The organism is Nucisporomicrobium flavum, from assembly GCF_016464385.1.
In the GTDB taxonomy this organism is placed as follows: domain Bacteria; phylum Actinomycetota; class Actinomycetes; order Mycobacteriales; family Micromonosporaceae; genus Actinoplanes; species Actinoplanes flavus_A.
Genome location: NZ_JADMLH010000007.1, coordinates 121,866 through 134,479 on the forward strand (window position 1 = coordinate 121,866; position 12,614 = coordinate 134,479).

12 protein-coding genes are annotated in these 12,614 nt (G+C 72.6%); 4 read left to right on the forward strand and 8 right to left on the reverse strand.

The genetic code is table 11. The annotated features are described in order from the left end of the window. Positions 1-14 precede the first annotated feature (14 nt). On the forward strand, positions 15-2,735 hold the full coding sequence (locus tag IT780_RS18600) for an AAA family ATPase (protein WP_199512863.1): 2,721 nt from the start codon (positions 15-17) through the stop codon (positions 2,733-2,735). Here the strand turns inward: IT780_RS18600 and IT780_RS18605 are convergent. After that, entirely contained in the window at positions 2,732-3,310 is a 579-nt protein-coding gene (locus IT780_RS18605; RefSeq protein ID WP_199512864.1) for an RNA polymerase sigma factor, read from the reverse strand. The two genes, IT780_RS18600 and IT780_RS18605, sit on opposite strands and share 4 nt — an antisense overlap. Before the next feature lie 228 nt (positions 3,311-3,538). On the opposite strand from IT780_RS18605, the gene IT780_RS18610 reads away from it, so the two are divergent. Then, the gene (locus IT780_RS18610) at positions 3,539-4,447 is read left to right on the forward strand and encodes a TIGR03619 family F420-dependent LLM class oxidoreductase (RefSeq protein ID WP_199512865.1); all 909 of its coding nucleotides are present in this window, start codon (positions 3,539-3,541) and stop codon (positions 4,445-4,447) included. 3 nt (positions 4,448-4,450) lie between these two features. Here the strand turns inward: IT780_RS18610 and IT780_RS18615 are convergent, their stop codons facing one another. Further along, entirely contained in the window at positions 4,451-5,395 is a 945-nt protein-coding gene (locus IT780_RS18615) for a lytic polysaccharide monooxygenase (RefSeq protein ID WP_199512866.1), read from the reverse strand. A gap of 157 nt (positions 5,396-5,552) precedes the next feature. On the opposite strand from IT780_RS18615, the gene IT780_RS18620 reads away from it, so the two are divergent. Then, entirely contained in the window at positions 5,553-5,921 is a 369-nt protein-coding gene (locus tag IT780_RS18620; RefSeq protein WP_199512867.1) for an FKBP-type peptidyl-prolyl cis-trans isomerase, read from the forward strand. Between the two features lie 120 nt (positions 5,922-6,041). Here IT780_RS18620 and IT780_RS18625 read toward each other — a convergent pair whose 3' ends face one another. The 5 genes from IT780_RS18625 to IT780_RS18645 all read right to left on the reverse strand — a co-directional run bounded on the left by IT780_RS18625 (position 6,042) and on the right by IT780_RS18645 (position 10,528). Beyond that, the gene (locus IT780_RS18625; protein ID WP_199512868.1) at positions 6,042-6,929 is read right to left on the reverse strand and encodes a hypothetical protein; all 888 of its coding nucleotides are present in this window, start codon (positions 6,927-6,929) and stop codon (positions 6,042-6,044) included. Positions 6,930-6,987: 58 nt separating this feature from the next. After that, positions 6,988-7,872, reverse strand: coding sequence for a carbohydrate ABC transporter permease (locus tag IT780_RS18630; protein WP_233413068.1), 885 nt, complete (start codon positions 7,870-7,872; stop codon positions 6,988-6,990). Further along, positions 7,869-8,828 (reverse strand): carbohydrate ABC transporter permease, encoded by a 960-nt coding sequence (locus IT780_RS18635; protein ID WP_199512869.1) that lies wholly within the window; start codon positions 8,826-8,828, stop codon positions 7,869-7,871. Before IT780_RS18635 ends, IT780_RS18630 begins: the two co-directional genes overlap by 4 nt. 9 nt (positions 8,829-8,837) lie before the next feature. Continuing rightward, on the reverse strand, positions 8,838-10,202 hold the full coding sequence (locus IT780_RS18640) for an ABC transporter substrate-binding protein (protein ID WP_199512870.1): 1,365 nt from the start codon (positions 10,200-10,202) through the stop codon (positions 8,838-8,840). A gap of 116 nt (positions 10,203-10,318) precedes the next feature. Continuing rightward, the gene (locus IT780_RS18645) at positions 10,319-10,528 is read right to left on the reverse strand and encodes an RNA-binding S4 domain-containing protein (protein WP_233413069.1); all 210 of its coding nucleotides are present in this window, start codon (positions 10,526-10,528) and stop codon (positions 10,319-10,321) included. 81 nt (positions 10,529-10,609) lie between these two features. On the opposite strand from IT780_RS18645, the gene IT780_RS18650 reads away from it, so the two are divergent. After that, positions 10,610-11,440 (forward strand): DUF1775 domain-containing protein, encoded by an 831-nt coding sequence (locus IT780_RS18650; protein ID WP_199512871.1) that lies wholly within the window; start codon positions 10,610-10,612, stop codon positions 11,438-11,440. Between the two features lie 146 nt (positions 11,441-11,586). Here the strand turns inward: IT780_RS18650 and IT780_RS18655 are convergent, their stop codons facing one another. Then, the gene (locus IT780_RS18655; RefSeq protein ID WP_199512872.1) at positions 11,587-12,528 is read right to left on the reverse strand and encodes an exopolyphosphatase; all 942 of its coding nucleotides are present in this window, start codon (positions 12,526-12,528) and stop codon (positions 11,587-11,589) included. Positions 12,529-12,614 lie beyond the last annotated feature (86 nt).

A 12,614-nucleotide genomic window follows, 5' to 3' on the forward strand; every position in this document is an offset into this window, starting at 1 on the left:
CATACACTCGGCCGATGATGCTCGGACGGACCGCCGAACGTGCATTGATCGACGGTCTTCTGACAGACGCCCGGGCCGGGCGCAGCGACGCCCTGGTGCTCACCGGGGAGCCGGGCATCGGCAAGACCACCTTGATCAAGTACGCGCTCGACCACGCCGAGGGTATGCGGGTGCTCAGCGCCCGCGGCTACGAGGCGGAGTCCGAGATCCCGTTCGCCGGTCTGTCGGACCTTTTGCGGCCGGTGCTCGCCGAGCTGGACGGCCTGCCCGCCCCGCAGGCCGCCGCGCTGCGCAGCGCCCTCGCGCTGGGCCCGCCGGTGGCCGGCGACCGCTTCTCGGTCTGCGCCGCGACCGTGGGCCTGCTGTCGGCGGCGGCGCAGGGCGGCCCGCTGCTGGTCGTCGTGGACGATCTGCAGTGGCTCGACGCGTCGTCGCGCGAGGCCGTGCTCTTCGCCGGCCGGCGGCTGCAGTCCGACGGCATCGCGCTGCTGCTCGCCACCCGCAGCGCCTCGGACACCGCCGAGCTGCGCGCGCCGCACATCGCGCTGAGCGGGCTGAGCCTGGAGGAGGTCGACACCCTCGCCCGGGCCACCCTGGCGGCCACCCCGGCCGGGACGGCGGCCCGCCTGCACGCCGCGACCGCCGGGAACCCGCTCGGCGTGATCGAGATGTGCCGGGAGTGGACCGACCCGGCCGAGGACCCGATCGGGGCACCCGTGATCCCGACCGGCTCGCGGCTCGAGCGCTCGCTGGGCGCCCGGCTCGCGCAGCTGCCCGAACCGACCCGCCGCGCGCTCGTGCTGGCCGCGGCGGCGGCCGGCGGCGACATCGGCACGCTGCTCGCCGCGGCCCGCGCGACCGGGCTCCAGCTGCGTGACTTCGCGCCCGCGGAGAAGGCCGACATCGTCACGATCGACGAGCGCCGGGTCGACTTCCGTCACCCGATGCTGCGGTCGCTGGCGTACTACGGCGCCTCCATGGACGACCGCTGCGCCGCGCACACCGCGCTGGCCGCCGCGCTCGCCGGCGAACCCGGTGACGCCGCCGCCGACGCCCGCGCCTGGCACCTGGCCGCGGCGACCCTGGAGCCCGACGACGACGTCGCCGCCGAGCTGGAGAGCGCGGCGCAGCGGGCGGTCGGGCGCGCCGGGTACGTGGCGGCCGCCCGGGCCTTCGGCCACGCCGCGCGGCTGAGCCGCGGCCCCGACCGGCCCCGCAGGCTGCTGCGCGCCGCCCGGTGCTGGCAGCTCGCCGGCCGCAACGACCAGGTGCTGCCGCTGCTCGCCGAGGCGCTGCCGCTGACCACCGACCCGGGCCGGCGCGCGGTCATCCAGCACATGGACGCGTACGTGCGGATGTGGCGGGAACGGCCGGACGGTGCCCTGGAGCGGCTCACCGCCAGCGCGCACGCCGTGGAGCTGGCGGACCCGGCCCGCGCCGCGCTGATGTATTCCGACGCCTGCATCCCGTACTTCATGATCGGCCGGATCGACGAGCTGCAGGAGGCGGTCCGGCGCGCGCACGACCTGGGCGTGCGGGTCGGCGGCGTGGCGCGCCTGGTCGCGGCCGTGGCGTACGCCGGCGGCCGGGCCCTGCAGGGTGAGCGCGCCGAGGCGGCCCGGCTGCTGACCGACTGCCACGACGAGCTGCTGCGCGCCGACCCGCTCGTCCGCGCCCAGGAGATGTGCCACGCCGCGCTGACGTGGATCTGGCTGGACGGCTACGACCGGGCCGGCGAGCTGCTGGACCGGGTCGTCGACGCGGCCCGGGCCACCGGGGCGCTGGGGGTGCTGCCCCAGGCCCTGGGCGTGCAGTCGGAGCTGCAGTTCCGCACCGGCCGCTGGCACGACGCCCGGGTCAGCGCGGCGGAGAGCCTGCGCCTGGCCAGCGAGACGCGCTCGGCGAACCTGTACGGGCTGTTCTTCGCCGGCCGCCTCGACGCGGTCCAGGGCCGGGTGGACGACTGCGAGCGCCGGGTGGGCCGGACGGAGGAGGTCGCGCAGCGGCTCGGCATCGACTGCATGGCCCTCTACACCGGGCACGAGCGGGGCCTGCTCGCGCTCAGCCAGGGCGACGCCGCGGAGGCGATCACCCGGCTCGAGGCCGTCCGCGAGCTCCCGGTGGTCCGGCAGATCCACGACCCGGCCGTGGTCCCGTGGGTGTTCGACCTGGTCGAGGCGTACGTCCGCGCCGGCCGCCCGGACGACGCCACGCAGCTGCTGGACGCGCCGGAGGCCGCCGGTGAGGGCGTCTGGGCGCGGGCGGCGGCGCTGCGGTGCCGGGCACTGCTCGCCGAGCCGGGCGAGATGCGCGAGGCGTTCGCCGGCGCGCTGGCCGCCGAGGCGTGCGCGGTGATGCCGTTCGAGCGGGCCCGCACCCAGCTGGTGTTCGGCGAGCGGCTGCGCCGGCAGCGGCAGCGCGCGGAGGCCCGGGAGCACCTGCAGGCGGCGCTGGAGACCTTCGAGCGGCTCGGCGCCCAGCCCTGGGCGGACAAGGCGCACACCGAGCTGCGCGCCACCGGCACGTCGGTGACCCGCGCGGACGCCGGCCTGCCCGGCCTCACCCCGCAGGAGCTGCAGGTGGCGCTGGTGGTCGGCCGGGGGGCCACCAACCACGAGGCGGCGGCCACCCTCTTCCTCAGCCAGAAGACCATCGAGTACCACCTCAGCAACATCTACCGGAAGACGAACATCCGCTCCCGGTCCGAGCTGGCGGGCATCGCGGCCGGGAATTAGTGCCATGCGTACGACCCCAGGCCGCTGCCCTCGAGCTGGGTACGCAGCTTGCGCAGGGACCGCATGCGGGTGGGGCCGATGCTGCCGACGGGCATGTTGGTGATCCGGGCGAACTCGGCGTACCCGGGGGCGTTGCTGCTGCTCAGGGTGGTCAGCAGGGCCCGCGCGGGCGCCGGGAGCCGGTTCACGTGCTGCCAGAGCAGGTCGTTCATGCTGCGCTCGACGGCGGCGCGCTCCGGTTGCGGCTCGCGCTCGTCGGGGCGGTCGGCCTGGTTGTCGAGGCCGACGATCTCGCGCCGGCCGTGGCGCAACAGCTGCAGGCATTCGCGGCGGGCCACCGTGGCGAGCCAGGCGCCGGCCCGCTCGGGGTCGCGCAGGTCGCCGAGCCGCTCGACCATCCGCAGCCAGGTGTTCTGGACGGCGTCCTCGGCGTCGGCCTCGGAGAGCCGGAACGAGCGGACGGTCCACCACACGAGCGCCTCGAACGTACGGATGAGCGTCTCGCGGGCCCGGGTGTCCCCCGCCTGGGCGTCGAGAATGGTCTGACGGATGCCGTCGGATTCGTTGGTCGTCATGGGTCTCGCGTCCTCCCGTGTCAGCACCCGTCCGACGCTAGGGATTCCGGCACCCCGGGAGATCCGGGCGGCACCCTAGCCGTCGAGGCGCACCACCCTGGGGTTCGTACGTCCCCCGGGTGTCGGCCATCCGATCGGATCTGGGTCGCCGGGGTGTATCAACCGGCCGCCGGGCCCCCCGTAGGGTGTCCGTCCACAGTGCTGGAGCTCCCCGTGGAAGGACGATCCGTGCGTATCGGCCTCAACCTGCCCCATTACGGCTCCCTCACCAGCCCCGAGGCCGTCACCGAGGTCAGCCGCGCCGCCGAGACCCTGGGGTACGACAGCCTCTGGACCGGCGACCGCCTCCTGTCCCCGCTGGTCCCGAGCGACCCCTACCCCGGGGGCGACGGCACGATGCCGGCCGAGATGGCCACGTACCTGGACCCGCTGACCGCGCTGACCTTCGCCGCGGCAGGCACCTCCCGGATTCGCCTGGGTACGAGCACCCTCAACGCGCCCTGGTACAACCCGGTGCTGCTGGCCCGCACGCTCACCACGCTCGACGTGCTCAGCCGGGGCCGGCTGGAGGTCGGGCTGGGGCTGGGCTGGATGCGCGACGAGTACACCGCGACCGGCGTGCCGTGGCGGGGCCGGGGCGCCCGCCTCGACGAGATCCTGGACGTGCTGGAGGCGGTCTGGGGCGCCGAGGTCGTGCGGCACGAGGGGGCGCGGTTCCGCGTACCGGACAGCCGCATCGAGCCCAAGCCCGCGCAGCGGCCGCGCCCGCCGCTCCTGCTCGCGGGCCTGCGGCCGGAGGCCACCACCCGCATCGCCCGCCGCGCCGACGGCTGGCTGGCGGTGGGTCTGCCGCTGCCCTACCTGCGGTCGCTGTGGGACAAGATCAGGACCGAGGCCGAGGCGTACGGGCGGGACCCGGCCGCCCTGCGCATGGTGCAGCGGCTGAACCCCAGGCTGACCGCCGCACCGGCCGACCCGGCCCGCGTCCCCGCGACCGGCACGCTCGAGCAGGTCGCGGCCTACGCGAAGGAGGCGGCCGCGGACGAGGTTTTCATCGATCTCACCCTGACGGTGACCCGGCAGGACGAGATGCTCGAGCTGGCCGCCCGCTTCCTGGAGCTCATGCGGGCCGGCTGAGACTCACCGGTGCGGCGGCGCGAACTCGTTGGTCCGGGCCTGCGTCCGGGCGGCGCGCAGGCGCATGAAGCCGGCGCCGGCCGAGACGCCGGTGATCACGATGAGCGCCGCGACGATGATCTGGTGGCCCAGCTCGACCCGGTCGTCGGTGGCCTCGGCGGCCGGGCTGAGCCACGACTCGTGGGCCTGGGCCGCGGGCTCCGCCGCACTCTCCGGGCTCTGCGCGTCCAGCGGTACGGCCACCGCACCCGGCTCGGCGGAGCGGGACACCTTCGGGGTGGCCTTCTTCACCGGCTTGGCGGCAGCTACCGCCACCGGCGCGGAGATCACCAGGTCGGAGCACGAGTAGTACGTGTCCGGCGTGCTCGACGTCTGCCACACCGTGTACAGCACGTGCCGCCCCGTACGGTCCTTGGGCAGCTTGGCGGTCATCCGGTAGCTGCCGTCACGCAGCGGGGGGTCGGTGACCGTGAGGATCGGGTCGCCCAGGTCACCCCAGCCCAGCGGCCGCGCCGGATCGTAACCCGCCCGGGTGAGATACACCCGGAAGGTGCCCTCGTGCGGGATCGTCCCGGCGTACCGGATCGGCAGCGTGGCGCCCGCGGTGACCTTGGTGGCCGGCCAGTCGGCGCGGGGCAGGTCGAGACCCTGGAACTCGGGCAGATCACCGCTGCAGAGGTTGCCGTCGGGGATGTACTGCCGGTCCTTGCCACCGACGTTGGGCACCCGCAGGTTGTCGAACGAGCCGAAGGGCCGCCCGTTCGCGGCGCGGGCCGCCCGGCACGCGGCCGCACCGGTCCGTTCGCCTCCGGTCGCGCAGGCGGCCGTCCGGCTGATCGGTGACGTCGGCGCGCCGTGCGCCAGGGCCGGCGCGGCCGGCAGGACGGTCGCGGCCGCAGCGATCCCGCCGGCGACGGCGAGAGCTGCGGTACGGCGGACGGACCTCATGCGACCTCCTCGGCGGCACACCTGTGGGCGGAGCGGGCCCACGGCGGACAGTACGGAGATCGGCCTCGGATCGTTCACCCCCTGAGGGGTGGCGCTGCCCGAAAGCACACCCGGCTGTGGTTGCATGGCCCTGCACGCAATCGAAACAGGAGGACACATGCAGAAGCCCGACGTCGGCCCCATCACCGGTGAGCCGCCCGCCGAGCTGGTCGCGGAGGACCTGGTCGTCGGCGACGGCGACGAGGCGAAGCCGGGGCACCAGGTCAGCGTCCACTACGTGGGCGTCGCGTTCTCCTCCGGCAAGGAGTTCGACGCCTCCTACAACCGCGGCGAGCCGTTCGAGTTCGGCCTCGGCGCCGGTCAGGTCATCAGCGGCTGGGACCAGGGCGTGGCCGGCATGCGCGTCGGCGGCCGCCGCAAGCTGACCATCCCCCCGCACCTGGGGTACGGCGCCCGCGGCGCCGGCGGCGTCATCAAGCCGAACGAGACGCTCATCTTTGTGGTGGATCTGCTCGGCGTGCGCTGAGCCACGGCCGGCAGGCCGCGCGGGCCGGGACGGGCGTCGCCTGTCCCGGCCCGTCACCGTCCCGGTCGCCGGCGGGCCCGCGGGAGTGCTGCGCGGGGTCGAACGGCTCGCCGATCGGGGTCATCGCGCCGCCTTCAGGTCGGCGCAGCCGGTCTCCCCGGGCAGCAGCGGCCGGAAGCGGACGGTCCAGCCGTTGCCGCCGGAGATCCACGGGGTCTGCGCGTTGGCGTCCTTCGCCGCGGCCAGGATCGCGTCGAGCTGGTCACCCGTGGCGGTGACGCAGCTCAGCTTGAGCGCCGGCGTCAGCGGTTCCCCGGGCAGGGCGGGCCCGGGCCATTCCTTGCCCGCCGGCCGGGCGGGCAGGTCGTCGCCGGGTTCGACGTACGGCGTGACGATCGCCGCCAGGATCTCCGGCCGGTACGGCTGCGCCCCCGGACCGGCGGCGAGCTTGTCGGCACGGTCGAGGAAGTCCTGGAGCTTCGCCCGGGCCTGCCGCTGCGCCGGGGTGAGCAGCGGGTCGTCGTCGCTCGCCTCGCGCAGCGCGTTCGCGGCCACCTTCTGCTCACCGGCCGCCGTGACGACGGTGACCTCGGTGGTGGTGGCGTCGGCCACGCCCGGCTGCCCCAGGTCGGTGCCGGAGCGCACCCCGGCCGCGACGGCGCGCTCGACGAGCTCCCGGACCTGCTCGGGCGAGATCATGCGGACCTGCACGTTGGGCAGCGCCGCGCCGGGGTAGATCGCCGTGACCGGGCCCTCGAAGATCATCCGGCCGTCGGCGTACACGCTGAGCTCGGGCAGGCGGCCGGCGAGCGCGTCCGGGCCGACGAACCCGCCGGTGTGCGCCACCCGCAGCACCAGGCCGTCCGCGCCGCCGGCGGGCGGGCCGGACGGGGGCACGGAGGACGGCGCGGCGCCGGGCCCGCCGGCGGTGCCGGCCTGCGCACAGGCGCTGATCAGGAACAACGTGGCGGCGGCTGCGACCGCCCCCAGGCCGCGAAATGTCGTCATGGTCGTCAGACGTACCCCCGTCGGCGCCCGGTTCCACCGCCGGGCGAAAAACGTGTCCCTACTTCACCGACCCCAGCGACAGACCCTGCACGAGCTTGTCCTGCGCGGCGAAGCCGGCCACCAGCACCGGCAGCGACACCACGAACGCGGCCGCGCACAGCTGGGCGAGGAACAGCCCCTGGCTGGTGACGAAGCTGGTGAGGAAGACCGGCGCGGTCTCGGCGACGGTGGCGGTCAGGACCCGGGCGAACAGCAGCTCGTTCCAGCTGAAGATGAAGCAGATCAGCGCGGTCGCGGCGATGCCGGGCATGACCACGGGCGCGATCACCGAGCGCAGCGTCTTGGTCAGGTTGGCGCCGTCCATCGCGGCCGCCTCGAGCATCTCCACCGGCACCTCGGACAGGAACGAGCGCATCATCCACACCGCGATCGGCAGGTTCATCGCGGTGTAGAAGACGATGAGCAGCCAGATGTTGTCGAGCAGGCCGGTGTTCTGCGCGAACAGGTACAGCGGGAGCAGGCCGGCGACGACCGGGAGCATCTTGGTGGAGAGGAAGAAGAACAGCACGTCGGTCCACTTCTTCACCGGCTTGATGCTCAGGGCGTACGCGGCCGGGAAGCTCAGCAGCAGCACGAACAGCGTCGAGATGATGCTGGCGGTCAGCGAGTTGAGCAGCGGCGGCCACGGGCTCGCGCCGCCGGAGAAGAACTCGCGGTAGCCCTCGAGGGTGAGCGGGGCGAGCACGGCCGGGGGGTTCTGCGCGGCGTTGGCCTCGGAGTGGAACGAGGTCAGCACCATCCACACCACGGGCAGCACGAACAGGATGCCGACCACCCAGGCCAGCAGGCTGAGCCAGACGTTCGCGCCCTCGCGCCGCTTCTTCACCGGCCGCCCGCGCTCGTCCCGCGTCGCTGCGACAGGTGCCGTGTCCGTGATGCTCATCGACCGGGGTCCTCTCGGAACAGCGACGACACCGTACGCAGCGCGAACGTCGCGATGATGATGGTCCCGGCCACCACGACGACCGCGGCGGCGGAGGCCCGGCCGTAGTCGTGCGCCTGGTAGAAGATCTGGTAGATCGTGTACGGGAGGTTGGCCGTACCGAGCCCGCCGGACGTGATCGTGAAGACCGCGTCGAAGTTCTGCACGATGTAGATCGAGCCGAGCAGCGCACCCAGCTCCAGGTACTGGCGCAGGTGCGGCAGGGTCATGCTGCGGAAGATCTGCCAGGTGTTCGCGCCGTCGATGCGGGCCGCCTCGATCACGTCCAGGGGGCGCCCCTGCAGGCCGGCCAGGAGGATCAGCATCATGAACGGCGTCCACTGCCAGACCAGAGCGAAGATCACCGCCCACAGCGGCATGGTGCTGATCCAGTCCGGCTGCGGCGGGTTGTCCGAGCCGAACAGGCCCCAGATCCGGGTGAGCGCGCCGTTGAAGAGGCCGTACTCGGGGTTGTAGAGCGCGTGCTTCCACAGCAGCGCCGCCGCGACCGGCACCACGAGGAACGGGGCGATCATCATGGTGCGGACCGCTCCCCGGCCCCGGAACTTGCGGTCCAGCAGCAGCGCGATGCCCAGGCCCAGCAGCAGGCTGATCAGCACCACGCCGACGGTGAGCAGGATCGTGGTCCAGACGGCGTCGCGCATGTTGACGTCGGTGAACACGCGCCGGAAGTTGTCGACGCCGGCGAAGCCCACCTCGTCGGGGTAGTAGGCGTTCCAGTCCATGAACGAGATGACCAGGGTGGCCACGAACGGCAGCTGGGTCACCACGATCATGAAGATGAGCGCGGGCATCAGCGGCGCGCGCCGGATCCACGCACTCGCGCGGCGGGCACCGCCCCGCGGCGGCTCGACGGTGCCGGCCGGGGTGCCGGTCTGTTCGGCGACGGACGTCATGACGGCACCTCAGCCTTCCGCGCGGGACTTGTAGCGTTCGGCGACGTCCTCGGCGAGCCGCTGGCCCCGGTCGAGGGCCTCGGTGACGCTCATCTGCCCGGCGATCGCGGAGCTGACGTACTGGGACGCCTGGGTGCCGAGGTCGGTGAATTCGGGGATGTCGACGAACTGGATGCCGAGCGCCGGGCGCGGCTGCACGCCGGGGTTGCGCGGGTCGGCGCCCGCGATGGCGTCCCGGGTGGGCGCGGCGAACGCCGAGGCCACCTTGAGGTACTCCTGGTTGGTGTACGTGGACGAGCGCTTGCCGGCCGGGACGCTGGACCAGCCGATCCGTTCGCCGACGAGCTGCTCGTACTGCTTCGACGATGCCCAGGAGATGAACTTCCAGGCGTTGTCCTTCTTCTCGCTGGCCTGCTGGATGCTCCAGGACCACGCGTACAGCCAGCCGGAGGCCGGCGTACGGACCACCGGGGCGGCCGCGTACCCGATCTTGCCCTTGACCGGGGAGTCGGCGGCCTCGAGCGAGCCGGCGGCGCTGGTGGCGTCGTACCACATGGCGACGTTGCCCTGGATGAGGTTGTTGAGGCACTCGGTGAAGCCGGCCTGCGGGGCGCCCGTCTCGCCGTGCGCGCGGACCAGGTCCACGTAGAACTGGGTGGCCTGGCGGAACTCCGGGGCGTCCACCCGGGCGTTCCAGCCGGCGTCGAACCACGTACCCCCGAAGGTGTTGACGACCGTGGTGAGCGGGGCGAAGATCTGGCCCCAGCCGGGCTGGCCGCGCAGGCAGATGCCGGCCATGCCGGGCTGCTTGCCGTCCACCTGCGCGGCGATGTCGGCGACCTGCTGCCAGGTCGGCTTCGCCGGCATCGTGATGCCCTGGGCGTCGAGCACGTCCTTGCGGTACATCAGGAACGACGACTCGCCGTAGAAGGGCTCGCCGTAGAGCTTGCCGTCGTCCGCGGTGAGCGACTGCGTCATCGGCTTGAGGATGTCCGCCTGGTCGAACGCGGTGTCGGCGCCCACGTAACCGTCGAGCGGCGCGATCCACTTGCTCTTGGCGTAGATCGGGATCTCGAAGTTGCTCAGCGACGCGATGTCGTACTGGCCGGCCTGGCTGGAGAACTCCTGGCTGATCTTGTCCCGGACGTCGTTCTCCGGCAGCACCGTGAAGTTGACCGTGATGCCGGTCTGCTTCGTGAAATGGTCCGCGGTCAGCCGCTGCAGATCGATCATCTGCGGGTTGTTGACCATGAGCACGTCGATGCTGTTCGCCCCGCCGGAGCCCCCGCCGCCGCCACCCCACCCCGCACATCCGGCGAGAGCCACGGCCAGCAGGGCGGTTACGGTTCCCGGCAGCAGACGGGCACGTGACATGGGGCCTCCCCAGCGAGGCGGGACATCGGACTCAGTACATGCCTGTGATCGACGCGGTGTCAACATCTCGTGACGGTGCGCTGCATAAATGAGTATCGAAGTCCGCCCGTCCCGCCCTATGCGATCACGCGCACCGCCCGGCCCCGTACGGCGACCACGTCGCCCGGGTGGAGTTGCCGCCCGCGCCGGATGTCCACCTCGCCGTTGACCGTCACGTCACCGGCGGCGATCAGCACCTTGGCCTCTCCCCCGGTGTCGATGAGGTCGGCGAGCTTGAGGAACTGTCCGAGTCTGATCATGTCGCCGCCGATGGGTACCTCACGCATGCGACCATCATGCGGCACGGCCCGCCGAAGAAATCTCGCCGGGTGTTGAACCATTCCGGCGCGCGGCCCGAACTACCGGGCGTGAGTCGACTCGAGAAGCACCGCCGGGCGGGCGTCCTGGCCGCCACCGCCGCCGCTGGTGTGCTCGGCTTCGCGGCCCCCGCCGCCGCCGACGTGACGGTCAGCCCGCCCAGCGTGCCGCAGGGCAGTGGCCAGAACCTCGCGTTCACGGTGACGAACACGGCCACCAGCCCGATCACCCGGCTCAAGCTCGTCCTGCCCCCGGACATGCCGGTCGCCGAGGTCTACCCGCTGTCGGTGGACAACTGGGCACCGCAGATCGAGAACCGGAAGCTCGACGCGCCGCTGACACCCATCCACGGCGCCGGCCCGGTGAGTGAGACCGCCGCGTCCATCACCTGGATCGCGATGCCGGGCAAGGCGCTGCCGCCGGGCAAGTCCACGGACCTCACGGTCGCGATGGGTCCGATACCGACGACCGGCAGCCGGATGAGCTTCGCGGTGCAGCCCACGTACGCCGATCCGGCGAAAGCCGTCCCGATGCCGCCGGTCGCGCTGACGCTGACCCCGGCCGCGCCGGGCCAGGAGGCCGCCGGGCACGGCGGCCACGGCACGAGCACCGCCGACGGTACGAGCGACGCCGACGCGGCCACCTTCGCCGCCCTGGCCGCGGCAGCCGACGACGGCCCCGGCTTCTGGACCATCGCCGGGTGGGTCGTCGCGGGCCTCACCCTGGCCGGAGGAGCCGTGGCCCTGCTGCGCTCGCGCCGCCGCCACCCCGCCGCCGAGCCGCAGGCCGGCGAGCAGGACGCGGGCGACGAGAAGGAACTGGCCACGGCGGGTGCCCCGCGGGTGACCGCCTGGAGCTACCGGGACGACCCTCAGGAGTGACAGATGTCCCGCGCAGGTGGGCGCGGGCTTGTCGTGGCGATGCGCGTGGGGCGCGGACCACGACATGCGGGTGGGGTCCAGGGCAAGACCCACGACTCGCGTCGGGCGGGGTGGAGAGGTTCGGCTCTCCACCCCGCCAGCATCTTTCAGACGGAGACCGTGCGGGGGGTCTTGAGGGCCGCGACGATTTCGGCCTGGACGCGGTCGGCCTCGGCGTGCGGGACCTGGCAGGTGCCGGCCGCGAGGTGGCCGCCGCCGCCGTAGCGCAGCATCACCTCGCCGATGTCGACCGGTGAGGTGCGGTCGAGGATCGACTTGCCGCAGGCGAAGACGGTGTTCTGCCGCTGGAAGCCCCAGATCACGTGCACGGACACCCGCGCCTCGGGGAAGAGCGCGTACACCATGAAGCGGTTGCCGGCGAAGATCGTCTCCTCCTCGCGCAGGTCCACGATCACGACGTCGCCGTCCACCCGGCTGACCCGCTGGAGCTGCTCGACGAACATGGCCGACGAGTCGCGGTACATGTCGGCGCGCTCGGCCACGTCGGGCATCCTCAGGATCTCGTCGATCCCCATCTGGATGCAGGCGTCGATGAGCAGCCGCATGAGCGCGAAGTTCGACACCCGGAACTCGCGGAAGCGGCCGAGGCCGGTCCGGCTGTCCATGATGAAGTTGAGCAGCGTCCAGCCCGTGGGACGCAGGATGTCGTCGATGGTGTAGTCAGCCGAGTCCGCCTGGTCGACGGCGCGCATGAGGTCGTCGGGCACCTCCGGGAAGCGCTCGGCGCCGCCGTAGTACTCGAACACCACCCGCGCGGCCGACGGCGCGTCCGCGTTGATGATGTGATTCGGGCGCTCGCCCTGGTTACGCAGCGTTTCCGAGTGGTGGTGGTCGAACACCAGGTGGGCCTTCGGCGAGTACGGCAGATTCGTCAAAATGTCACGGTCGGTGATGTCTGCCGTGCCGTCCTGGACGTCCTTCGGGTGGACGAACTTGATGTCGTCGATGTCGATCACGTTCATGAACTTGAGCAGCACGGCGCAGACGAGGCCGTCGAAGTCGCTGCGGGTCACGAGCCGGTACTTCACGAGATCTCCCTCTGCCGGACGGCGGCTTAGTTCCCAGTTTGCCACTTTTGCGGCTATGGCCCTGGTCGCATCGGCGTACCGGTTTG